The organism is Pseudomonas sp. 2 (genome assembly GCF_056627435.1).
This window is the reverse complement of the sequence record NZ_JBWXNG010000011.1, coordinates 161,380-182,627: the sequence shown is the minus strand read 5'-3', so window position 1 is coordinate 182,627 and position 21,248 is coordinate 161,380. Positions and strand designations below refer to the sequence as shown.

Below are 21,248 nucleotides of genomic sequence, written 5' to 3'. Positions count from 1 at the left end.
TTTAGTATCTTGGATTTGTACTTTCTGGCTTAAGGTTGAAAGATCATGCGGAGCAAGGTGACAGGTGCCCAGCGTTGGGTTGTGAAGATCGGAAGCGCGCTGCTGACGGCGGACGGCAAGGGTCTTGATCGCAACGCGATGGGTGTTTGGGTCGAGCAGATGGTGGCGCTGCATGAAGCAGGCGTCGAACTGGTTCTGGTTTCTTCTGGCGCGGTAGCGGCCGGTATGAGTCGCCTGGGCTGGGCTGCGCGACCGAGTGCCATGCATGAGCTTCAGGCGGCGGCGGCGATCGGCCAGATGGGTCTGGTGCAGGCCTGGGAGTCGAGCTTTGCCGAGCATGACCGGCACACCGCGCAGATTCTCCTGACCCACGACGACCTGTCCGACCGCAAGCGTTACCTCAACGCGCGCAGTACGCTGCGCACGCTGGTCGAACTGGGCGTGGTGCCGGTGATCAACGAAAACGACACGGTGGTCACCGACGAAATCCGTTTCGGCGACAACGATACGCTCGCAGCACTGGTGGCCAACCTGGTCGAGGCTGATCTGCTGGTGATCCTGACCGACCGCGACGGCATGTTCGATGCCGATCCGCGCAACAATCCTGAAGCGCAGTTGATCTACGAGGCCCGTGCCGATGACCCGGCCCTCGATGCGGTGGCTGGCGGGACTGGCGGCGCGCTGGGGCGTGGCGGCATGCAGACCAAGCTGCGTGCGGCGCGCCTGGCGGCGCGTTCCGGGGCGCACACGGTGATCGTTGGCGGGCGCATCGAGAAAGTGCTGGCGCGTCTGAAAGCAGGCGAGCGCCTGGGCACCTTGCTGTCGCCTGAGCGCGGCATGCTGGCGGCGCGCAAGCAGTGGTTGGCTGGTCATCTGCAGACCCGTGGCACCCTGGTGCTGGATGATGGCGCCGTGAAGGCGCTGACTGAAAGCAACAAGAGCCTGCTGCCAGTCGGCGTCAAGCTGGTACAAGGCAGCTTCCGCCGCGGTGAGATGGTGGTGTGCGTGGCGGCCGATGGTCGCGAAATCGCGCGCGGCCTGAGCAACTACAGCGCGGTGGAAGCGCAGAAGATTATCGGTCAGCCGTCCGATGCCATCGTCAAGGAGCTGGGCTACATGGCCGAGCCTGAGCTGGTCCATCGCGACAACCTGATTCTGGTCTGACCCGCTATAAAGGAAGCGTGTATGCGAATCATGAAGGGGATGCTGGGGCTGGCGGTGGGTGCGCTGTCGATGCTGCCGCTGCTGGGGTCGGCTGAGGAGATCGGTCAGGTGTCGACGGTGTTCAAGTTCGTCGGCCCCAATGACCGGATCGTGGTCGAGGCATTCGATGATCCGAAGGTTGACGGCGTGACTTGCTACCTGTCGCGCGCCAAGACCGGCGGTATCAAAGGTGGGTTGGGGCTGGCGGAGGATCGCGCGGAGGCGTCCATCGCCTGTCGCCAGGTCGGGGCGATCCACTTCAAGGGTGAGCTCAAGGATGGCGAGGAGGTGTTCAAGGAGCGCACCTCGCTGGTGTTCAAGACTATGCAGGTGGTGCGCTTCCTGGACAAGAAGCGCAATACGCTGGTGTATCTGGTCTATAGCGACCGCATCATCGAAGGCAGTCCGCAGAATGCGGTGACCGCGATTCCGATTCTGCCGTGGGCGCCTGCGCCTACGCCATAGGTGCTCGGACCGGAATGGCTTTTGTGGGAGCCGGCTTGCTGGCGAATGCGGGGTGTCATTCAATGCATCAGCGCCTGGCAGAACGCATTCGCCAGCAAGCCGGCTCCCACAGGATTTGTGGTGTGGCTAAACTCCGGGCAATAAAAAACCGACCCTTGGGTCGGTTTTTCATTTGAAGCGGTACGCTTAGGCTGCAGCTTGGTTCAGAGCCTTGACGTGACCGTTCAGGCGGCTCTTATGACGAGCGGCCTTGTTCTTGTGGATGATGCCTTTATCGGCCATACGGTCGATAACTGGCACAGCCTTGGTGTAAGCCTCTTGCGCTTTGGCAGCGTCTTTAGCGTCGATGGCCTTGACTACGTTCTTGATGTAGGTACGAACCATGGAACGCAGGCTGGCGTTGTGGCTGCGACGCTTCTCAGCCTGTTTTGCACGTTTTTTGGCGGAAGGTGAGTTGGCCACCGTCGAGCTCCTCGAAAGACTTGGGAAATAGCTAACAAAATAGGCCGCGAATCATGCCGATGAGTTTGGTGCTTGTCAAGGGCAGATGATGCGTTCCGCTGAGTGGTCTCCGTGTGGTGCCGAGGTGATTTCTTTCCGGCGTGCGACCTGTAAACTCGCGGTTTTTGGCTCTGAGCTGTTTTGCGGCGCGGAGTATCGCATAAATGGACCGCGCTTTGGCGCATCCTTTGGTCGGGCGCACGAACTTTAGATGAATCTCCTCAAATCGCTTGCCGCCGTAAGCTCTATCACCATGCTTTCGCGGGTGCTGGGTTTTATCCGCGACACCATCATTGCCCGCGCATTCGGTGCGGGAATGGCCACGGATGCCTTCTTCATCGCCTTCAAGCTGCCCAATCTTCTGCGCAGGATTTTCGCCGAGGGCGCGTTCTCGCAAGCCTTCGTGCCGATTCTGGCCGAATACAAAAGCCAGCAGGGCGAAGAAGCGACCCGCACTTTTGTCGCGTATGTCACCGGGCTGCTGACCCTGGCGCTGGCGCTGGTCACGCTGCTGGGTATCGTATTCGCGCCCTGGGTGATCTGGGCCACGGCGCCGGGCTTCGCCGACACGCCGGAAAAATTCCAGCTGACCTCGGATCTGCTGCGCGTCACCTTTCCTTATATATTGCTGATCTCGCTGTCGTCGCTGGCCGGGGCGATCCTCAATACCTGGAACCGCTTCTCGGTGCCGGCGTTCGTGCCGACCTTGCTCAACCTGGCGATGATCGTCTTCGCGCTGTTCCTGACGCCGTACTTTCATCCGCCGGTGATGGCGCTGGGCTGGGCGGTGCTGGCCGGTGGCCTGTTGCAGTTGCTCTATCAACTGCCGCACCTGAAGAAAATCGGCATGCTGGTGCTGCCGCGCCTCAATCTGCGCGATACCGGCGTGTGGCGGGTGATGAAACAGATGCTCCCCGCGATGCTCGGCGTCTCGGTCAGCCAGATTTCCCTGATCATCAACACCATTTTTGCGTCCTTTCTGGCGGCAGGTTCGGTGTCGTGGATGTACTACGCCGACCGGCTGATGGAACTGCCTTCGGGCGTGCTGGGTGTGGCGCTGGGCACGATCCTGCTGCCGATCCTGTCGAAAACCTACGCCAACAAGGACCGCCACGAGTATTCGCGGATTCTCGACTGGGGCTTGCGCCTGTGTTTCGTGCTGGTGCTGCCGTGCACGCTGGCGCTGGCGCTGCTGGCTGAGCCGCTGACCGTTTCGCTGTTCCAATACGGCAAGTTCGATGGGCGCGATGCGCTCATGACCCAGCACGCGCTGATCGGCTATGCGGTGGGCCTGCTGGGCATCATCGTGGTCAAGGTGCTCGCGCCGGGCTTTTATGCCCAGCAGAACATTCGCACGCCGGTCAAAATCGCGCTCTTTACGCTGACGGTGACTCAGGGTTTCAACCTGCTGTTCGTGTTCGGCACTGAGCTGGCCCACGCGGGCCTGGCACTGGCGATCAGCTTGGGGGCGTGCCTGAACGCGCTGCTGTTGTACTGGCAGTTGCGAAAGCAGGACCTGTTTCAGCCGCAGCCCGGCTGGCCGGTCTTCCTTATGAAGCTGCTGGTGGCTGTGGCGGTGATGTCGGCGGTGTTGCTGGGTCTGATGCATGTCATGCCGTCGTGGTCCGACGGGCAGATGGCCGAGCGTTTCCTGCGTCTGGGTGGCTTGGTGCTGGCTGGCGTGGTGGCGTATTTTGGCATGCTGCTGTTGCTGGGTTTCCGCCTGAAGGATTTCGCCCGCAAGGCGATCATGTAGGAACAATCGTCGGTTTTTGCCGGTTAACGCCGATTGTTGCGTTTTGCCTGGGTGTGTCGCCTGTCGTTGAGGGCGGTGTGTGGTTATAATCGGCCACTTTATGAGCAAGAAGCGCGTTATGCAGCTGGTTCGAGGCCTTCACAACCTGCGTCCCCAGCATCGGGGCTGCGTCGCCACCATTGGCAACTTCGACGGTGTTCACCGTGGCCACCAGGCTATCCTGGCGCGGCTGCGCGAGCGTGCCGTGGAGTTGGGCCTGCCCAGCTGCGTGGTGATTTTCGAGCCCCAGCCGCGCGAGTTCTTCGCCCCTGAAACCGCTCCAGCGCGTCTGGCTCGCCTGCGCGACAAGCTGGATCTGCTGGCGGCCGAGGGCATCGACCTGGTGCTGTGCCTGACCTTCAACCAGCAGTTGAGCAAGCTGCGGGCTACCGAGTTCGTTGACACCGTATTGATCGACGGGCTGGGTGTGAAACATCTGGAGGTCGGCGACGATTTCCGTTTCGGCTGTGACCGGATCGGCGATTTCGACTTCCTGCAGCGCATCGGCGCCGAAAAAGGTTTTACCGTGGAAGCGGCGCAAACCGTGGAAATCGACGGCGTTCGCGTCAGCAGCACCAAGGTGCGTAACGCACTGGCGGCGGGGGACTTCACCCTGGCCGAGCATCTGCTGGGGCGCCCGTTCGAGATCACTGGCCGCGTGCTGCATGGCCAGAAGCTGGCGCGTCAGTTGGGCACGCCCACTGCCAACGTCCAGCTCAAGCGTCGTCGTGTGCCGCTGTCCGGCGTTTATCTGGTCAGCGCGCAGATCGACGGCAAGGTCTGGCCCGGCGTCGCCAATATCGGCGTGCGGCCAACCGTGGCGGGCGATGGCCGGCCACACCTGGAGATTCACCTTCTGGATTTTACCGGCGATATCTATGGCCGGCGTTTGACGGTGGTTTTCCACCAGAAGCTGCGTGATGAGCAGCGTTTTGCCTCCCTCGAGGCGCTCAAGACGGCGATCGATGCGGATGTCGCTGCCGCCCGTGCCCATTGGGGCATGGTCAACCGCTAATTAAGAGCCTGAAATGACCGATTACAAATCCACGCTTAATCTTCCGGACACCGCCTTCCCGATGAAGGCCGGCCTGCCCCAGCGCGAGCCGCAAACTCTGCAGCGCTGGGACAGCATTGGCCTGTACCAGAAGCTGCGTGAAATTGGCAAGGATCGTCCGAAGTTCGTCCTGCACGACGGCCCTCCGTACGCCAACGGCAATATCCACATCGGTCATGCGGTCAACAAGATTCTCAAGGACATGATCGTGCGCTCCAAGACCCTGTCGGGCTTCGACGCACCTTATGTGCCGGGCTGGGACTGCCACGGTCTGCCGATCGAGCACAAGGTCGAGGTCACCCACGGCAAGAACCTGCCTGCGGACAAGACCCGCGAGCTGTGCCGCGCCTATGCCGCCGAGCAGATCGAAGGCCAGAAGGCCGAATTCATTCGTCTGGGCGTGCTCGGCGACTGGGCCAACCCGTATCGCACCATGGACTTCGTCAACGAGGCCGGTGAAATCCGCGCGCTGGCCGAAATGGTCAAGAACGGTTTCGTGTTCAAGGGCCTCAAGCCGGTGAACTGGTGTTTCGACTGTGGCTCGGCGCTGGCTGAAGCGGAAGTCGAATACCAGGACAAGAAGTCCTCGACCATCGACGTAGCCTTCCCGATCGCCGATGCCGACAAGCTCGCCGCCGCCTTCGGCCTGCCGAGCCTGGCCAAGCCTGCCGCCATCGTGATCTGGACCACCACCCCGTGGACCATCCCGGCCAACCAGGCGCTCAACGTTCACCCTGAATTCAAGTACGCGCTGGTCGACACCGGCGAGCGCCTGCTGGTGCTGGCCGAAGAGCTGGTCGAGGGCTGCCTCAAGCGCTGGAACCTCGAAGGTTCGGTGCTGGCCACCGCGCCAGGCGCTGCACTGGAACTGGTCAACTTCCGTCACCCGTTCTACGAGCGTCTGTCGCCTGTTTACCTGGCCGAATACGTTGAGCTGGGCGCCGGTACTGGCGTGGTTCACTCCGCACCGGCCTACGGTGAAGACGACTTCGCGACCTGCAAGCGTTACGGCATGGTCAACGACGACATCCTGACCCCGGTGCAGAGCAACGGCGTCTATGCCCAGTCGCTGGAGTTCTTTGGCGGCCAGTTCATCTGGAAGGCCAACCCGGCCATCGTCGACAAGCTGCAGGAAGTCGGTGCGCTGCTGCACACCGAAACCATCACCCACAGCTACATGCACTGCTGGCGCCACAAGTCGCCGCTGATCTACCGCGCCACCGCGCAGTGGTTCGTGGGTATGGACAAGCAGCCCGCCGCTGGCGAGACCCTGCGCACCAGCGCGCTGAAAGCCATTGAAGACACCAAGTTCGTGCCGGCCTGGGGCCAGGCGCGTCTGCACTCCATGATCGCCAACCGTCCTGACTGGTGCATCTCCCGTCAGCGCAACTGGGGCGTGCCGATCCCGTTCTTCCTCGACAAGGCCACCGGCGAGCTGCACCCGCGCACCGTCGAGCTGATGGAAGAGGTCGCCCAGCGCGTCGAGAAAGAAGGCATCGAAGCCTGGTTCAAGCTGGACGCCGCCGAGCTGCTGGGCGATGAGGCCGCGCAGTACGACAAAATCAGCGATACGCTGGACGTCTGGTTCGACTCGGGCACCACGCACTGGCACGTGCTGCGCGGTTCGCACCCGATGGGCCACGAAAGCGGCCCGCGTGCCGACCTGTACCTGGAAGGTTCGGACCAGCACCGCGGCTGGTTCCACTCGTCCCTGCTGACCGGCAGCGCCATCGACGGCCACGCGCCGTATCGCGAGCTGCTGACCCACGGTTTCACCGTGGACGAGAACGGCCGCAAGATGTCCAAGTCGCTGGGCAACGTCATCGCCCCGCAGAAGGTCAACGACACCCTGGGCGCCGACATCATGCGCCTGTGGGTTTCGGCCACCGACTACTCGGGCGAAATGGCCGTTTCCGAGACCATCCTGCAGCGCAGCGCCGACGCTTACCGCCGTATCCGCAACACCGCGCGCTTCCTGCTCTCCAACCTGAGCGGCTTCAACCCGGCCACCGACCTGCTGCCTGCCGACGAGATGATCGCGCTGGACCGCTGGGCCGTTGACCGCGCGCTGCTGCTGCAACGCGAGCTGGAAGAGCACTACGGCGAATACCGCTTCTGGAACGTCTATTCCAAGGTGCACAACTTCTGCGTGCAGGAGCTGGGCGGCTTCTATCTGGACATCATCAAGGATCGCCAGTACACCACCGGCGCCAACAGCAAGGCCCGCCGTTCGTGCCAGACCGCGCTGTTCCACATCTCCGAAGCGCTGGTGCGCTGGATCGCACCGATCCTGGCCTTCACCGCCGACGAGCTGTGGGAATTCATGCCGGGCGAGCGCAACGAGTCGGTCATGCTCAACACCTGGTATGAAGGCTTGAGCGAGCTGCCGGAAGGCTTCGAGCTGGACCGCGCCTACTGGGAGCGGATCATGGCGGTCAAGGCGGCGGTCAACAAGGAACTGGAAAACCAGCGCACGGCGAAAGCCATCGGTGGCAACCTGCAGGCCGAAGTGACCCTGTACACCGAAACCGACCTGACCGGCGATCTGAACAAGCTGGGCGACGAGCTGCGCTTCGTGCTGATCACCTCCAAGGCCAGCGTGGCGCCGTTCGTCGACGCCCCGGCCGATGCCGTGGTGACCGAAGTCGCGGGCCTCAAGCTGAAAGTGGTCAAGTCTGGCCACACCAAGTGCGGCCGTTGCTGGCACTTCCGCGAGGACGTCGGCGTCAATGCCGAGCATCCGGAAATCTGCGGTCGTTGCGTGGACAACATCAGCGGCGCGGGCGAGGTTCGTCACTATGCCTAATGCGTCGGCTGGCCGTATGGGCCGTTTGAGCTGGCTGTGGTTGAGCGTGCTGGTGCTGATCATCGATCAGGCCAGCAAGTACTACTTCGAGAACTCGCTGAGCCTGTACCAGCAGATCGTGGTCATCCCCAGCTATTTCAGCTGGACGCTGGCCTACAACACCGGCGCGGCCTTCAGCTTCCTGGCCGACAGCTCCGGCTGGCAGCGCTGGCTGTTCGCGCTGATCGCCGTGGTGGTCAGTGCGGTGCTGGTGGTGTGGCTCAAGCGTCTGGGGCGCAACGAAACCTGGCTGGCGATCGCGCTGGCCCTGGTGCTCGGTGGCGCGCTGGGCAACCTTTACGACCGTATCGCCATCGGTCACGTCATCGACTTCGTGTTGGTGCACTGGGATAACCGCTGGTACTTCCCGGCCTTCAACTTTGCCGACAGTGCCATCACTGTAGGCGCGATCATGCTTGCTCTGGACATGTTCAAGAGCAAGAAAACCGGAGAACCCGTTCATGACTGAACACGTTATCGAAGAAGTCCGCATCGGTCAGAACACGGAAGTTACCCTGCACTTCGCTCTGCATCTGGAAAACGGCGACACCGTCGACAGCACCTTCGACAAGGCTCCGGCCACGTTCAAGGTTGGTGACGGCAGCCTGTTGCCAGGCTTCGAGGCCCTGCTGTTCGGCTTCAAGGCCGGCGACAAGCGCACGCTGCAAGTGCCACCGGAAAATGCCTTCGGTCAGCCCAACCCGCAAAACGTGCAGATCATGCCGCGTTCGCAGTTTCAGAACATGGAACTGGCCGAAGGCCTGCTGGTGATCTTCAACGATGCGGCCAATACCGAGCTGCCGGGTGTGGTGAAAGCGTTTGACGACGATCAGGTGACCGTCGACTTCAACCACCCGCTGTCGGGCAAGACGCTGACGTTCGAAGTGGAAATCTTCGAGGTGAAGGCACTCTGATTACCGTCAGAGTGACCGGCCCCGGCACTGTTCGGGGCCTTTTCGTTTTTATGTTTCATTGCGCGTAGATACGAGGCACATCATGCAAATCAAACTCGCCAACCCACGTGGCTTCTGCGCCGGGGTGGACCGTGCGATCGAAATCGTCAATCGCGCGCTGGAAGTGTTTGGCCCGCCGATCTACGTGCGCCATGAAGTGGTTCATAACAAATTCGTCGTCGAAGACCTGCGCAGCCGTGGCGCGATCTTCGTCGAAGAGCTGGATCAGGTGCCGGACGACGTGATCGTCATCTTCAGTGCCCACGGTGTGTCCCAGGCTGTGCGCAGCGAAGCGGCCGGTCGCGGCCTGAAAGTCTTCGACGCCACCTGCCCGCTGGTGACCAAGGTGCACATCGAAGTCGCCCGGTACAGCCGCGATGGCCGTGAATGCATCCTGATCGGCCACGAAGGGCATCCGGAAGTCGAAGGCACCATGGGCCAGTACGACGCCAGCAACGGCGGCGCGATCTATCTGGTCGAGGACGAGGAAGACGTCGCCAACCTGCAGGTCAACAACCCGGAGAAACTGGCGTTCGTGACCCAGACGACGCTGTCCATGGACGACACCAGCCGCGTGATCGACGCCCTGCGCACGCGCTTCCCGGCCATCGGTGGCCCGCGCAAGGACGACATCTGCTACGCCACGCAAAACCGTCAGGATGCCGTGAAGCAACTGGCCGACGAGTGCGACGTGGTACTGGTGGTGGGCAGCCCGAACAGCTCCAATTCCAACCGCCTGCGTGAACTGGCCGAGCGCATGGCGACCCCGGCCTACCTGATCGACGGCGCCGAAGACATGCAGCGCAGCTGGTTCGATGGTGTCGAGCGCATCGGCATCACCGCAGGCGCGTCGGCACCTGAAGTGCTGGTGCGCGGCGTGATCCAGCAATTGCAGGCCTGGGGCGCGACCGGTGCCGACGAGCTTGCCGGGCGTGAGGAGAACATCACCTTCTCGATGCCCAAGGAGCTGCGGGTCAAGCAGGTTCAGTAAGCCGCTTTTCAGGCAGGGCATCAGCGGGCTCATGCGCAGGGCTCGCTGGCAAACTCATCGTTGCGAAGGGTGATTCGCCCGGTCACGGCGATCACCACCTGATAGTGGCTGACGGGGGAGTCATCGCGACAGATCGCCAGCGTGCCGTTGGCGTTGTCGAGCAGGCGACCGCTGCGATCAAATCCGACCCGTGAGGCGACCTTGCTGTTGCCGATCACTTTCACGTTTCGATACCCGCTGAACTCCTTCAACACGATGTCGTCCCTGTCAGGAAGCTGATTGCGTCTGGCATCGACAAAGACACGCCAGCCTTTGCTCCAACTCCCACCCGTCGGCTGCACTACCACATACTGGCTGCGTAGAACGGCTTCGGCCCTGGCCATTCGCAGGCTGCTGGTGAGCTGTTGGGCAGTATCCTGACGCCTCTGTGTGTCGACGAAGGCGCCGAGGCTGGGCGCCGCCATTGCGGCCACGATGCCGAGCAGGACAAGCCCGATGAGCAACTCCAGTAGTGTCAGTCCTCGCTGCTTCATCCTCGGGTCTCCCGGTGTTCGGCGGGCCCTAGAAGACTCTCCCTGCGCGGTGCGGACAAGCCTTGGAGTGTCAGGCGATGTGTCTGCAAGCTGCGGTTACACACCTGTCAGGCACGATGCAGATCCTGCGCTTCAATGGTCTGTGCTTGCTTGATTGCACAGGTGGCCAATGAAGACGAAACAGCGTGGCGCAACACTGATCGAAGTGCTGGTGGCACTGCTGGTGCTCAGCGCCGGCATCCTGGGCGTCGCGCTGCTGCAGCTCAATGCCCTGAAACACTCCGACAGCGCTCTGCGCAGCACCCAGGTCAGCTTCATCGCGCAGGACTTGCTCGAAAGGGTGCGTGCCAACCCCGACGCTCACTACGGCCTGGCTTCACTCAGCCAGGCGCCCACCTCCGGAAACCTCGAAAACCCCAGGGATCAGGACCTGTTCGATTTCGCCGATCAACTGCGGCGCATGCTGGGCAGCGACGTCCAGGCATCCATCGCCGTGTCAGGCGCGCGGGTCACTGTAACCGTGGACTGGAACGACTCCCGGGCGCAGGGCGACGAGTTGCCGATGCGCACGCTGACTCTCAGTAGCGTGGTGAAATCCTCATGAGGTCTGCGCGGGTCAAAGGCTTCGGCCTGATCGAAATCATGCTGGCGCTGCTGCTGGGGTTGCTGATCTCGCTGGCCCTGACGCAAGTGTTCATCACCTCCAAAAGCACCTTCCTGAGCCAGACGTCATCGGCCAGCCTGCAGGAAGATGCGCGCTTCGTGCTGGCCAAGATGATTCAGGAAGTGCGCCTGGCGGGCGCTTTTGGTTGCTTGGCCAGCATCAGGGATGAAAGTGTTGGCGGGCAGTTCTCGGCAGCGTTCCGCGCACCGGTGCAATGGCAGCCGCAGCAGGGCAGCCTCACGTTGATGACCGCAGCGGTCGGAGAGGGCGTTGCGTGGCACAACTGGGAGATTCACACCGATTGTGCGTCATCCGCCACGGACCCGCGGGCGCGCACCAGGGCCGGCGCCGAACGAATACGTTCTGTCGATTCACCAGCAGGTCTACCGCTTCAACAACCGTCGGGGCGAACTGAGCCTCGACGGCCAGCCGCTGCTCAGCCATGTGCGTGATTTCAGCGTGTTGTTTGGTGTTGCCAGTGGTCCCGAGGCGGCGGGCATCAGCCGCTACACCGCTCAGCCTGTACCTGCGCTGATTCGCAGCGTGCGCCTGACTCTGACGCTGTTCGACCCTGCCGACCGCACGCAGGAGCAGACCTTCAGCGTCGTCGCGGCCATTCGCAACCGGCTTGGCTGAGGAGCAAGGATATGAACGCCGAGCGCGGCGCGGTGCTGATTGTCACGCTGGTGTTTCTGTTGCTGGTGACCTTGCTCGCCAGCTCGTCGATGCAAAACGCGACGCTGCAGGAGAAAGTCGCTGGCAGCCTGCAATCGCGCAATGCGTTGTTTCAGGCGGCGGAAACCGTCTTGCGGGCGGGCGAGGCGAGTGTCCTGGCGCCGGGTTTCAGCTTGCCTGAATGCTCCGGCCCCGCCACCTGCCTTCCGCCACCAGAGGCATTGACCTTGTCCGGCGCCGGCAGCGGTGGCGCATCCGGGGTGAGTTGGCTGGCCAGCTCAGGCGGGGTCTACGGTATTCAGTACCTTGGCCAGACGGCTGATCCTGCCAGGCCCGGAAAGCCCGACGAAATGAGCCACCTCTACCGCGTAACTGCCGTGGTAATCCAGGGAGGCTCGCGCACGGTTCTGGAAAGTATCCACACCCGGGAGCAGCGGATCATGTGGCGACAACGGCAATGAGAGAGCAGTGCATGTCGAGGTGTCAGCAGGGATTCTCGATCATCGAACTCATGATCGCCGTCGCCATCGTCGCGATCCTCGCCGGGGTGGCGTACCCGGCCTACGCCGAGCAGGTGAAGAAAACTCGCCGAGCGGAAATCGCCGCAGTACTGATAGAGGAGGCGCAACGGCTGGAGCGTTTTCACTCGCGATCTGGCCAGTACTCAGACGCCATTGGCCCGCCTGTACACAAGCATGAGGTCTCGACGGGCAACGCTTTTTACTCGATCAGCGCTGAACGCTCGGAGCGAACGTTTGTATTGCAGGCGATGCCGCTGGCCGGAACACAGATGGCAGGCGATCGATGCGGCGGCTTTGTGCTGGAGCACACTGGCAAGCGCGACAACGTGTGGATGTCGGGCGATGCCAGTGTGCAGCAGTGCTGGGGACGGTAGCGGATTTACTTCCAGCAGTCTGCAGTGGCAGGCGTGCGAGTGCCATCCTGCGCAATGGTCAGGTTGCCGCAGCTGTCGCTGGTCTGAGCGTTGATGGGGTTGACCTGCAGCAGGTAAGTGGTAGCGGTGACGGTCGGAGCCTGCAGGGTGTATCTGTTGTTGGTCGAGTTGGCGTTGGTGATGCCGATGGCGGCGAGCGTGCTTGCGTTGGTGTAGTTATTGTTCTGCGCGTAATAGCGCTCCATCCGCGCAACGGCATCGTTCAGCATCGCGATGCCCTCGGAGCGGTAACCGCGCTGTACGTACTTGGTGTAGGACGGGTAGGCGATCGCTGCCAGAATCGCGACGATGGCGACGACGATCATCAATTCGATCAGGGTAAAGCCGCGCTGCGGCCGCTCTAAGCCTTGCATTGCCTGCAACCTCATTGGTAAGGAATGGTGCGCCATGTCTGGCGCCCGCTGTATCGGGTGCCGGTGTTGACGAGGGTGGTGGTGCCGCTCGAATCGGTCACGTACTTCTGGCCGTTCACGGTGCTGACGTCCACGCCGCCTGCGCTGGTACTCATGCCGCTGACAACGTTGTCGTTGTAGTTGTCGGCGCTGGAGATGGTGCCGTTGCGCCGCAGGTTGAATACGGTGAACTTGGTTCTGCCGCCCGTGTTCGGGTCCAGGCCATACAGCCATCCCGTCACGCCGGGGCTGCAGACGTCTGTACTTGGCGTCCGGGTGGAGGCGAACAGTACGCTGCCGCTGATGGTCATCGGGTCGACCAGCCGCTCGCCCAGCAAGGTGCCACCTACCGACAGGTTGAGATACCAGCCGGATTTGCTGGTCCAGTCCACCGTATTGGTGCTGACCAGGCGTATGTCGCTGGTCGAGGTGTCGAACGATGCGTTGAGCACCTGCGAGGTGATGGTCTGCTGTTGCAGGCTGGATCTGGCCAGAACCGGGGTTGAGGCCGCGGTTTGCGCGGCGGTCTGTTTGTCCCAGATGCCGTACAGCGTCTGCAGGTCGGTACTGGTCTTGTCCGCCGAGGCGAAGTAGCGCCCGGTGCCGAAAATTACCAGCGTGCCGGTCGCGGTCGGGTGAGTGACAACGGCTGGAGCCGCGGTAATCGACTGCACGGCCGAGCCTGCGGTATCGCTCACTGTCGCGGTGTAAAGCGGCTTGTTGGAGAACGCCACCTTGTAGCTGCTGGCAGTGGTGTTCGCGGTGAGCGACGAGCCAATCAGGTCGAAGCGCCACAGGTTGCCCAGCAGATCGCCCGCGTAGACATAGTCGGCGATGCCGTCAGCGTTGGCGTCCAGCACGGTGGGAGAGGACAGGCCGTTGTTACCGGTCACCGATGTCGTGAGTTTGCTGATGACAGCGCCGGTCGCAGCGTTCAGGACAAACAGCGAAGCGTTGCCGTTGTTGCCGTTGTAGCCGTTGCCGAAGATCACGCCCCACTCGCCCGAGTGCAGTTTGGCGACCACGGGAATGGAGAATGTCGACCCCAGATCAACGTCGTTCTGCGAGGTGAATTCCCAGAGCAGGGAAATGCTGTCGGGGTTGGTGATGTCCAGGGCGAATACTTCGCGGCCACCGGCGCCCAGGGTGCCGATCAGGATCGTGCGCCACCCGGTGCCGATATACACATCGGCGATGACCGGTGTGTTGTCGACGTAGTAGCGGTGCAACGAGGAGTTGGAGTTGTAATCCTTGTTGGTCAGCGCGCTGAGGTTGGAGATGACCGCCGAAGGTATGAACGCGAATTTCTCGACACCCGTCGCGGTGTCGAACGCATGCAGCATGCCGTCGTTCGCACCGACGTAAATCTGGCCGCGTCGGGTGTTCTGGGTGGTCTGGAATGTGGCATAAGTCCCGGCCGTACCGTTGAGCGTATCGGCCACGCTGGCATCGTACAGCGCCGTATCGACCACGACCGGCGATGAGTTGACCAGGTCACCGATCAACGACGCGCGGCGCCGGAACGTCGAAGTGGCTTTGCTGGTATCGCCCTTGATGAAGTCCACCTGGTCGGAGGTCAGCGTCGTTTGCAGCGCGATCCCGGCGAATGTCCGCGTACCCAGGTTGCTGTAGGTAAACGGCAACAGCGCGGTTCCCGCCTGGTTCGTCATCTGGATGTTGCGCGAGCTCCAGGTGGGCATCTGCGCCGAGGCGGACCAGTTCTGTACGGTCGATCCGGCCGGGTTGGTGGAGGTGTACGTGGTGGTGGTCTTGATCAGATCGCCACTCCAGGTCGCCACGTTCAGGCTGTTCAGGTAAGTCGCCGCGGAGTTGGTGGTGCCAAGCGCCGGGATCACTGCCGGCGTTGCCACGGAGCTGTTCTTCTGCAGAATCTGGTTGAAGGCCGATGACAACTGGTCCTTGAGGGTCGAGGCGTTGCTCACCAGGAAGTAGTTATTGGGGGTTCCGCTGTCGTTGGAGTCCCATTGACCACTGACCGGCAGGCTGGTGCTGGTGTTCGTCGAATCCCCGAAGCCGCCCCACTTGGCCGCGTACCACAGTGGGTCTTGAAGGTTGGTGACCGAACGTGCGGACGATGCGGTGAATGTGCGCGTATGGCTGTCGCCCCGGGATGTCGTCTGGTTGGCTCCGTTCTTGCCGGGCAGCAGATCGCTGGTGCCGGTGCAGGCGGTCGACGGGACGCAGTCCCCTGGCAGTCGGGTGCCCGGTGTGTCGAGAGAGTAGTGCTGGTTGGCGCTGCCACCGCCGGTGACCTCGATGTAGATGCCATCATTGGTGGTGCCCGAAATGGTGTAACCCATGTGGGATTCGGCGCCGGACACCGAGTAGGCGGTCTGGAGCGTGACATCCAGCGTGCCCTGGGCATTGACCGCTACGGTGTACAACACGATGGCGTCCATGTCGTAGTCACAACCCTGGCCACAGTCGTCGAACACCACGCGGAAAATCGCCCGCGCCCGGCCCCCGTTGATAGTGGAGTCGGTCGGTTGCCCGGGCATGTTGTACATCGAATCGATGTAGAACCCCGTGATCTGCTCCGTGACACCGCTGGTCACCTTGCCGAACGGGACCAGGGTAATGGTGCCAGTGCCTACGGGCATTTGAATGCGTGGCAAGGTCGACGACAGAGCAATAGAGAAAGTCTGGACCTTCTGACCGCCCAGCGAGGTTATAGGGTTGGTATTGCCAAAGTAGGCAACGGCGCCTGCGTTGAACGTCCCTTGCTTGGTGGGTTCTTCCGGCAATCCGCGGATGTTGCCCAAGCTGGATGCGCTTTTGGCAGTGGGCGCCGTGTCGCTGATCGAGGGGGTCTGCCCGATGTTGATGTTCTTGCTGCCTGCGCCGACATCGTTGTTCCAGATCGTCTGTCCCAGGGTTTGGGCGTTGAAATCGCTGAGCGCAGTTGGCGCGCTGGGGGCATTGGTGGTGCTGTAGGCACTTCCGGGCAGGTCTGAGTCATACGTAGGGTTGACGTCACTGAACAGGGTTTCGAACGGCTTTGAGCAGCTGGGGTAAGTAGGCGAAGTTGCGTCTGCGTTTGGTGTGCTGGAGTACGGATTGGTCCAGGTCGTCAAACCGCTCAAACCCAGCAGAGTATCCCCTGCACCGGAGGTATAGCCGCTTGTAGGGCTGGTCGCACCGCTGAAGTAACGCAGGGTTTCAAACATCATTTCCGCCAGCGGATTACCCCAGTTCTGGCAGTTGGAGTTGGTAATCGTATTGCCGGAGGTGCTGCAACCGCTGGAGGTCAGACGCAGGCCGTCAAGTGTTCCGATGATCCCGCCCTTGGTGTAGACCCCCAGCAGACCTGGTGTGCCAAAAATGCCGGTGGAGGTTTCGATCTCGTTGGAAAAACTGCTGATGGCCTTGCGAATCGCACCGCCCTGAATGTTGTTCTGATACGTACCGGTCATCAGGCCGAAGTACATCTGATTGCCTTCACCAAAGTCGTGAAGGATGCCCGTGGGCTTGTACTTGCCGTTGGGATAGAGCTTGCAGTTGCTCTCCAGAAAGCCGGTCTTGCATGCCTCAACCCTGACCTGGTAGTCGGTGGGCACAACGACCACGTCATTGAAACTGGTATTGGTCGCCACCGATCCGCCTTGCGTCACCTCGCGAGACACCCAGCCAAAGATGCGGATATTCGAGACGTTGGGCAACACTCGCAAGAGGGGGGCGGAGGACTGGGTGTTGTTGGCAAACAAGGTGTAGTTGCTGCCGGTGGGGTTCGACAGCGGGGTGTAGTCCGACAGGTTGTAGCCGTCGACTGTCGGGCTGCGGTATTCCTTGCCCCACGTGTGCGCGTCGGTCGGAATGTAGGCGCGGGTCAGGATGGTCTGCGATGTGGTATCGACTTCGCGGTAGCCACCGTAAAGCACTTTGCGCAAGGCGTCGGCGCGTGAGGTGGTGAGATAGTTCAGATAGTCACCGCTCCAGCTTCCCGGGCATTTCTTCAAGTTGGCAACGGTGGTTTTCGATGCGGCCGTAAAGTAGCTGCCGTTGTAGGAGTAGCAGGTGAGGGAGTCGAAGTAGCCCAGATAGTCGATGGTCGGCTTGTAACGGATATCAATGGAGCCATCGCCATCCAGGTCAGACGCATCGTTGTAGGCCGGGAAGAACAGCTTGTGATCGCGCCCCACCACCAGCATGTTCAGCGGCGGCACCGAGTTGTTGACGAACAGCGGCAACTGCGCCGGAACCTGGCTGACCGCCGCCTGGGCGGCAGACAGCGGCAGCAGCAGGCTGGCCAGTGCAACGATGAAACGGCTGAGCGTGTTGGGCTTATTCATGTTCGTTCGCTGTCATGGCTGCACTCAGGAGTCGGAAACCGCGAAGACCGTTCGCAGGATCACCCGTTGTGTGGTGGTGTCGCTGCTGCACAGTACTGTCGAGGCGCAGGCAGTGATTTCGTAATAGTGCCGGCCGCAGTCCTTGGCCAGCAGCGCGCAGTTGTTCTGGGTCTGACCGCCGAGCAGCTTGAGGTCGACGATGTACCACTGAATTTTCACGGGGTCGTAGAGATCTGTGACGGCGTTGAGGTTGTTCGCGTTGGCCGTGGTGTTGAACAACTGCGGTAGATCGGCGTTGGCATTTGCGGTGATGGTGCTCACGGCCACGCAGGGCTTGTTCGTGTTGCCGGTAGCGGTCGTGCATTGCCATTGCGTGATGCTGGCCTCACCCATGCGCAGCCCGGCCTCGGCCGCGTTGACCAGCGATTTCTGCAGCTTCAGGTTGCCGGTGATCCGCGATTCCAGCGAGACGCCGCGCATGCTCGACAGGGCAAGCAGCGTGATGATGAGCAGCATCATGATCGCCACCATCAGCGTTGCGCCTGTCTGCTGGCGAGGGCTGCGGACGTGCATCGACAGGCGCTTCATTGCATCTGGTTCCGGATCATGACGGTTCCCTGCACGATCTGATAAATACTGGTCTTGTCACTGGCCGAGGTGCCGTAGGTCGTGCCGTAGCGGGCGTTCCAGTCGGTCAGGGCCGGTGACGCCAGCGTGGTGTTGTCCCTGATCGTCGATGTGCCTGGGCTCTGCATCAATGCTCTGTAGCGCACCACGACGACCGTATCGCTGGCCGAGGGGCTTGCGCTGTACGTCGAGACCGTCTTGCTGTCGTTGCCCGACCCTGTGCCGTACTCGAAGCGAAGATCCCTGACGCCGGTGACCATCTGTTGGGTCGTGCTGCCGGTCGTGCAGGTGATCGAGTTGGTGGCCGAATCAAAGGCAATCTTTTCGACGATCTTGGGGTTGACCTGGCCGTAAGGCAGGGCGATGGCGTTCTTGTTGGCGTCCGAGAGCGCTGCGCCCTGGCAGTTGAGGTCAGCCTTGTTGGTGGCCTGATATTGAATGCACAGTGTCGTTTCCGGATTGCTGGTCGCCGCGGCGACGCCGGCCCCCGCGTTGAAGCTGCATCCGGACAGCGAACTGTCGGCCGTCATATCGCTTTTCGGGTCGCTTCGGTAGCCGCCTTTCAGCAGCTCCTGGCTCAGCAGGGCCAAGGTGAAGCGGCCGTTCTCCTGGTTGCCCACCTGGCTCTGCTGAAACAGATAGCTTGTCTGGTTGCTGATGAAGATCTGGGTGACGCCCAGTATCAGGAACAACCCGATGAGCATCGCCACCATCAATTCGATCAGCGACAGGCCTTTCTGTCGGTGGGCAAGGGCTGCCGGGTTCATTTGATGCGCGTCCTCAGCCGGTAGGTGCAGGTGCCTGCAGTAGTGGAAAGGCTGCCGGTCATGCAATCGGCGGCGCTCTTCACCGTCCAGGCCACTTGAATCTCAAGCTCGGCGTTGCTGGTGCTGGACGTCGTGCATGAGGTCACGACGCCTGGGCTGGCCGACTTGCAGATGTAGAAATTCGCGGTGTTGACCAAGCCCCCGGGCAGTGCCGTGTTGGCGCGCGCCGTCCAGCAGCCGATCTGGTCGGCCAGGGCGGCAGGCGTCGGGGAGCAACTGCTGGGGACGGCCGGAAATGACGCGCTGGGCGCCTTGAGGCAAGAGTTGCTGGTTGTGCAGTCGGCCGGTGCGCTGCGAATGATCTCCACCAGATCGTCCACCAGCATGATCGCCGTGTTGCGTTGCACTGAATCCTGGGTGTAGGGAATCGCCTTGCTTTGCAGGGCAACCATGCCCAGCACGCCGATGACGGTGATGATCAGGCTGACCAATACTTCGATCATACTGAAACCGGCGTTGGAATGACGGATTGATTTCATCATCAGCAGCCCGTCGGTTTGGTCGTGGTGGGGGCAGAAATTCGGCCGCTGGTCAGCAGCGTGACGTATTGCGCCGAAACAGAGGTGTCGGTGGGGTAGAGAATCTGAAAGCACGCGCTTGCCGAGGCGGTACCCATCGGCAGGAAGTTGACCGTGTTGACGCCCGCGCTGATGCTGACACCCGGCTGCAGGCCGGCTGCGCCGACTTGTCTGAGCGTGGCGGCGCTGGTCGATACGACGATGTTGGTGGTTCCCGAAGCGGCAGAAACGGTCACGGTGGTGCTGCGCGTCACGGCTTCGCTGCGGGCGTATTGCAGCAAGCCGTAGAACTCATCCGAGGCAGCCCTGACGTTCATCCGGTGCAGCGTGCTGGTGAAACTCGGCATCGCCATGGCCGCAAAAATCCCCACGATCACCACGACCACGATCAATTCGATCAGGGTAAACCCGCCGCTATTGCCCCCTGAAGGACCTTGCCAGCTGCGACGCGAATGCGGCTGCGTACTACCCGCGCTGAAATCCATCGAGGAAATTCCATTTTTCGTTTGAAATATGGTGATACTACTCAGGTTGGAAGTCGCTATGTAGTGGATGTCCGGGGATATTCGCCGGATCAGCGGCACAGTGCTGATTTTTGACCGTTGTGGAGTCGGTGTGTCCGGGGAAAATCGGGCAGACCTGCGCGTGTTTTCTCTTGATGATCGGGTTCTGCATGTCCAGGCAACACGTGGTAATCGTCGGTGGTGGCGTCATTGGTTTGCTGACCGCGTTCAATCTTGCGGCGAAGGTTCAGAGTGTGGTGCTGCTCGAGCGCTCTGGCGTCGGGCAGGAGTCTTCGTGGGCCGGTGGCGGGATCGTTTCGCCACTTTATCCCTGGCGCTACAGCCCGGCAGTGACGGCGCTGGCGCATTGGTCGCAGGATTTTTATCCACAGCTGGGCGAGCGGCTGCTGGAGGCGACGGGCGTTGATCCGGAGGTGCACAGGACCGGCCTGTACTGGCTGGACCTGGACGACGAGCCCCAGGCCCTGGAGTGGGCGGCCCGCCTGGGGCGGCCGCTGGCGTCGGTGGACATCTCGCAGGTGTATGACGCGGTGCCGGTGATGGGCCGTGGTTACTCGCGGGCGATCCACATGGCCGACATTGCCAACGTGCGCAACCCGCGCCTGGTCAAATCCCTCAGGGCCGCCTTGCTGGCGCTGCCCAATGTCACGATTCACGAGCAGTGCGAAGTCAGCGACTTCGTTCGCGATGGCGAACGCATCATTGGTGTCAGCACTCCTGCCGGGGATGTGCTCGCCGACAGCGTCGTGCTGGCCGCAGGTGCCTGGAGCGGTGACTTGCTGAGCAAGCTCGAGCTGGAATTGCCGGTGGAGCCGGTGAAGGGCCAGATGATTCTGTACAAATGCGCGTCTGATTTTTTGCCGAGCATTATCCTGGCCAAGGGGCGCTACGCGATTCCTCGCCGCGACGGCCACATTCTGATTGGCAGCACGCTGGAGCACGAAGGCTACGACAAGACCCCGACCGACGTGGCGCTGCAAAGCCTGAAAGCCTCGGCAGAAGAACTGATCCCGGCCCTGGCAGACGCCGAAGTGGTGGGGCACTGGGCCGGCCTGCGCCCCGGTTCGCCGGACGGCATCCCGTTCATTGGTCCGGTGCCGGGGCATGACGGGCTGTGGCTCAACTGCGGCCACTTCCGCAACGGCCTGGTGCTGGCGCCGGCGTCGTGCCAACTGCTGACGGATTTGCTGGTGGGCGATGTGCCGATTATCGATCCGGCGCCGTATGCGCCGGGTGCGAGGATGGCTGAGCGCTGATCACGAGTTGTAGGAGCCGGCTTGCTGGCGAATGCGGTCTTGCCCACAGCTTTTTCGGCAATCGACGAAGATCCCGTAGCAGCCGGGCTTGCCCGCGGGAGCGGTGTGTCAGCCGACATATAGGTCACAGACATGCCAACCCGCCGGCAAGCCGTGCTGC

General features: G+C 61.8%; 22 protein-coding genes. 14 read left to right on the top strand and 8 right to left on the bottom strand.

Annotation, left to right across the window (positions count from 1 at the left end):
* Window positions 1–45 precede the first annotated feature (45 nt).
* On the top strand, window positions 46–1,164 hold the full coding sequence (gene proB / locus AC1MEK_RS19190; RefSeq protein ID WP_480397844.1) for a glutamate 5-kinase: 1,119 nt from the start codon (window positions 46–48) through the stop codon (window positions 1,162–1,164).
* A gap of 21 nt (window positions 1,165–1,185) precedes the next feature.
* Complete coding sequence (locus tag AC1MEK_RS19185) at window positions 1,186–1,668, top strand: CreA family protein (protein WP_480397843.1); 483 nt, start codon at window positions 1,186–1,188, stop codon at window positions 1,666–1,668.
* Between the two features lie 186 nt (window positions 1,669–1,854).
* Here AC1MEK_RS19185 and rpsT read toward each other — a convergent pair whose 3' ends face one another.
* Window positions 1,855–2,130, bottom strand: a complete 276-nt coding sequence (gene rpsT, locus AC1MEK_RS19180; protein WP_480397842.1) for a 30S ribosomal protein S20 — start codon at window positions 2,128–2,130, stop codon at window positions 1,855–1,857.
* 250 nt (window positions 2,131–2,380) lie between these two features.
* Here rpsT and murJ point away from each other — a divergent pair, with 250 nt between their 5' ends.
* The 6 genes from murJ to ispH all read left to right on the top strand — a co-directional run bounded on the left by murJ (window position 2,381) and on the right by ispH (window position 9,807).
* The gene (murJ, locus tag AC1MEK_RS19175; RefSeq protein ID WP_480397841.1) at window positions 2,381–3,925 is read left to right on the top strand and encodes a murein biosynthesis integral membrane protein MurJ; all 1,545 of its coding nucleotides are present in this window, start codon (window positions 2,381–2,383) and stop codon (window positions 3,923–3,925) included.
* Window positions 3,926–4,043: 118 nt separating this feature from the next.
* A complete protein-coding gene (gene ribF, locus AC1MEK_RS19170) occupies window positions 4,044–4,979 on the top strand; it encodes a bifunctional riboflavin kinase/FAD synthetase (protein WP_480397840.1) in 936 nt (311 codons plus the stop codon).
* 13 nt (window positions 4,980–4,992) lie between these two features.
* A complete protein-coding gene (gene ileS / locus AC1MEK_RS19165; RefSeq protein ID WP_480397839.1) occupies window positions 4,993–7,824 on the top strand; it encodes an isoleucine--tRNA ligase in 2,832 nt (943 codons plus the stop codon).
* Window positions 7,817–8,332: a signal peptidase II gene (gene lspA / locus AC1MEK_RS19160; RefSeq protein WP_480397838.1), complete on the top strand. Its 516-nt coding sequence runs from the start codon at window positions 7,817–7,819 to the stop codon at window positions 8,330–8,332. The genes ileS and lspA overlap by 8 nt, the downstream gene beginning before the upstream one ends.
* A complete protein-coding gene (fkpB, locus tag AC1MEK_RS19155; protein ID WP_480397837.1) occupies window positions 8,325–8,777 on the top strand; it encodes an FKBP-type peptidyl-prolyl cis-trans isomerase in 453 nt (150 codons plus the stop codon). The genes lspA and fkpB overlap by 8 nt, the downstream gene beginning before the upstream one ends.
* Window positions 8,778–8,859: 82 nt before the next feature.
* A complete protein-coding gene (gene ispH / locus AC1MEK_RS19150) occupies window positions 8,860–9,807 on the top strand; it encodes a 4-hydroxy-3-methylbut-2-enyl diphosphate reductase (protein ID WP_480397836.1) in 948 nt (315 codons plus the stop codon).
* Between the two features lie 29 nt (window positions 9,808–9,836).
* On the opposite strand, the gene AC1MEK_RS19145 is transcribed toward ispH, so the two are convergent.
* Complete coding sequence (locus AC1MEK_RS19145; RefSeq protein ID WP_480397835.1) at window positions 9,837–10,340, bottom strand: GspH/FimT family pseudopilin; 504 nt, start codon at window positions 10,338–10,340, stop codon at window positions 9,837–9,839.
* 169 nt (window positions 10,341–10,509) lie between these two features.
* Here AC1MEK_RS19145 and pilV (AC1MEK_RS19140) point away from each other — a divergent pair, with 169 nt between their 5' ends.
* The 5 genes from pilV (AC1MEK_RS19140) to AC1MEK_RS19120 are packed head-to-tail and all read left to right on the top strand — an operon-like array spanning window position 10,510 to window position 12,574.
* Window positions 10,510–10,944, top strand: coding sequence for a type IV pilus modification protein PilV (gene pilV, locus AC1MEK_RS19140; RefSeq protein WP_480397834.1), 435 nt, complete (start codon window positions 10,510–10,512; stop codon window positions 10,942–10,944).
* Window positions 10,941–11,456: a PilW family protein gene (locus AC1MEK_RS19135; RefSeq protein ID WP_480397833.1), complete on the top strand. Its 516-nt coding sequence runs from the start codon at window positions 10,941–10,943 to the stop codon at window positions 11,454–11,456. The genes pilV (AC1MEK_RS19140) and AC1MEK_RS19135 overlap by 4 nt, the downstream gene beginning before the upstream one ends.
* A 7-nt stretch (window positions 11,457–11,463) precedes the next feature.
* The gene (locus AC1MEK_RS19130; RefSeq protein ID WP_480397832.1) at window positions 11,464–11,640 is read left to right on the top strand and encodes a hypothetical protein; all 177 of its coding nucleotides are present in this window, start codon (window positions 11,464–11,466) and stop codon (window positions 11,638–11,640) included.
* A gap of 11 nt (window positions 11,641–11,651) precedes the next feature.
* Entirely contained in the window at window positions 11,652–12,140 is a 489-nt protein-coding gene (locus tag AC1MEK_RS19125; protein WP_480397831.1) for a pilus assembly PilX family protein, read from the top strand.
* Between the two features lie 11 nt (window positions 12,141–12,151).
* Window positions 12,152–12,574, top strand: a complete 423-nt coding sequence (locus tag AC1MEK_RS19120; protein WP_480397830.1) for a type IV pilin protein — start codon at window positions 12,152–12,154, stop codon at window positions 12,572–12,574.
* Between the two features lie 5 nt (window positions 12,575–12,579).
* Here AC1MEK_RS19120 and AC1MEK_RS19115 read toward each other — a convergent pair whose 3' ends face one another.
* Genes AC1MEK_RS19115 through AC1MEK_RS19090 form a run of 6 tightly spaced genes read right to left on the bottom strand, consistent with a single transcriptional unit; the run spans window position 12,580 to window position 19,793 of the window.
* The gene (locus AC1MEK_RS19115; RefSeq protein WP_480397829.1) at window positions 12,580–12,987 is read right to left on the bottom strand and encodes a type IV pilin protein; all 408 of its coding nucleotides are present in this window, start codon (window positions 12,985–12,987) and stop codon (window positions 12,580–12,582) included.
* Window positions 12,988–12,998: 11 nt separating this feature from the next.
* Entirely contained in the window at window positions 12,999–17,336 is a 4,338-nt protein-coding gene (locus AC1MEK_RS19110) for a pilus assembly protein (protein ID WP_480397828.1), read from the bottom strand.
* A gap of 24 nt (window positions 17,337–17,360) precedes the next feature.
* Window positions 17,361–17,924, bottom strand: a complete 564-nt coding sequence (locus tag AC1MEK_RS19105) for a pilus assembly PilX family protein (RefSeq protein ID WP_480397827.1) — start codon at window positions 17,922–17,924, stop codon at window positions 17,361–17,363.
* Window positions 17,921–18,796, bottom strand: a complete 876-nt coding sequence (locus AC1MEK_RS19100) for a PilW family protein (protein ID WP_480397826.1) — start codon at window positions 18,794–18,796, stop codon at window positions 17,921–17,923. Before AC1MEK_RS19100 ends, AC1MEK_RS19105 begins: the two co-directional genes overlap by 4 nt.
* A complete protein-coding gene (pilV, locus tag AC1MEK_RS19095) occupies window positions 18,727–19,272 on the bottom strand; it encodes a type IV pilus modification protein PilV (protein ID WP_480397825.1) in 546 nt (181 codons plus the stop codon). Before pilV (AC1MEK_RS19095) ends, AC1MEK_RS19100 begins: the two co-directional genes overlap by 70 nt.
* Window positions 19,272–19,793, bottom strand: a complete 522-nt coding sequence (locus AC1MEK_RS19090; RefSeq protein WP_480397824.1) for a GspH/FimT family pseudopilin — start codon at window positions 19,791–19,793, stop codon at window positions 19,272–19,274. Before AC1MEK_RS19090 ends, pilV (AC1MEK_RS19095) begins: the two co-directional genes overlap by 1 nt.
* Before the next feature lie 188 nt (window positions 19,794–19,981).
* On the opposite strand from AC1MEK_RS19090, the gene thiO reads away from it, so the two are divergent.
* Entirely contained in the window at window positions 19,982–21,088 is a 1,107-nt protein-coding gene (gene thiO / locus AC1MEK_RS19085; protein ID WP_480397823.1) for a glycine oxidase ThiO, read from the top strand.
* The last annotated feature ends 160 nt before the right edge of the window (window positions 21,089–21,248 follow it).

Excerpts from the sequence above, each read along its gene's own strand:
- AC1MEK_RS19125 (WP_480397831.1), top strand. The coding sequence starts at position 11,652 with ATGAACGCCGAGCGCGGCGCGGTGCTGATTGTCACGCTGGTGTTTCTG.
- AC1MEK_RS19135 (WP_480397833.1), top strand. The coding sequence starts at position 10,941 with ATGAGGTCTGCGCGGGTCAAAGGCTTCGGCCTGATCGAAATCATGCTG.
- AC1MEK_RS19120 (WP_480397830.1), top strand. The coding sequence starts at position 12,152 with ATGTCGAGGTGTCAGCAGGGATTCTCGATCATCGAACTCATGATCGCC.
- lspA (WP_480397838.1), top strand. The coding sequence starts at position 7,817 with ATGCCTAATGCGTCGGCTGGCCGTATGGGCCGTTTGAGCTGGCTGTGG.
- AC1MEK_RS19105 (WP_480397827.1), bottom strand. The coding sequence starts at position 17,924 with ATGAAGCGCCTGTCGATGCACGTCCGCAGCCCTCGCCAGCAGACAGGC.
- ileS (WP_480397839.1), top strand. The coding sequence starts at position 4,993 with ATGACCGATTACAAATCCACGCTTAATCTTCCGGACACCGCCTTCCCG.
- ispH (WP_480397836.1), top strand. The coding sequence starts at position 8,860 with ATGCAAATCAAACTCGCCAACCCACGTGGCTTCTGCGCCGGGGTGGAC.
- ribF (WP_480397840.1), top strand. The coding sequence starts at position 4,044 with ATGCAGCTGGTTCGAGGCCTTCACAACCTGCGTCCCCAGCATCGGGGC.
- AC1MEK_RS19145 (WP_480397835.1), bottom strand. The coding sequence starts at position 10,340 with ATGAAGCAGCGAGGACTGACACTACTGGAGTTGCTCATCGGGCTTGTC.
- AC1MEK_RS19110 (WP_480397828.1), bottom strand. The coding sequence starts at position 17,336 with ATGAATAAGCCCAACACGCTCAGCCGTTTCATCGTTGCACTGGCCAGC.
- AC1MEK_RS19185 (WP_480397843.1), top strand. The coding sequence starts at position 1,186 with ATGCGAATCATGAAGGGGATGCTGGGGCTGGCGGTGGGTGCGCTGTCG.
- pilV (WP_480397825.1), bottom strand. The coding sequence starts at position 19,272 with ATGATGAAATCAATCCGTCATTCCAACGCCGGTTTCAGTATGATCGAA.
- thiO (WP_480397823.1), top strand. The coding sequence starts at position 19,982 with ATGTCCAGGCAACACGTGGTAATCGTCGGTGGTGGCGTCATTGGTTTG.
- AC1MEK_RS19115 (WP_480397829.1), bottom strand. The coding sequence starts at position 12,987 with ATGCAAGGCTTAGAGCGGCCGCAGCGCGGCTTTACCCTGATCGAATTG.
- proB (WP_480397844.1), top strand. The coding sequence starts at position 46 with ATGCGGAGCAAGGTGACAGGTGCCCAGCGTTGGGTTGTGAAGATCGGA.
- pilV (WP_480397834.1), top strand. The coding sequence starts at position 10,510 with ATGAAGACGAAACAGCGTGGCGCAACACTGATCGAAGTGCTGGTGGCA.
- murJ (WP_480397841.1), top strand. The coding sequence starts at position 2,381 with ATGAATCTCCTCAAATCGCTTGCCGCCGTAAGCTCTATCACCATGCTT.
- fkpB (WP_480397837.1), top strand. The coding sequence starts at position 8,325 with ATGACTGAACACGTTATCGAAGAAGTCCGCATCGGTCAGAACACGGAA.
- AC1MEK_RS19090 (WP_480397824.1), bottom strand. The coding sequence starts at position 19,793 with ATGGATTTCAGCGCGGGTAGTACGCAGCCGCATTCGCGTCGCAGCTGG.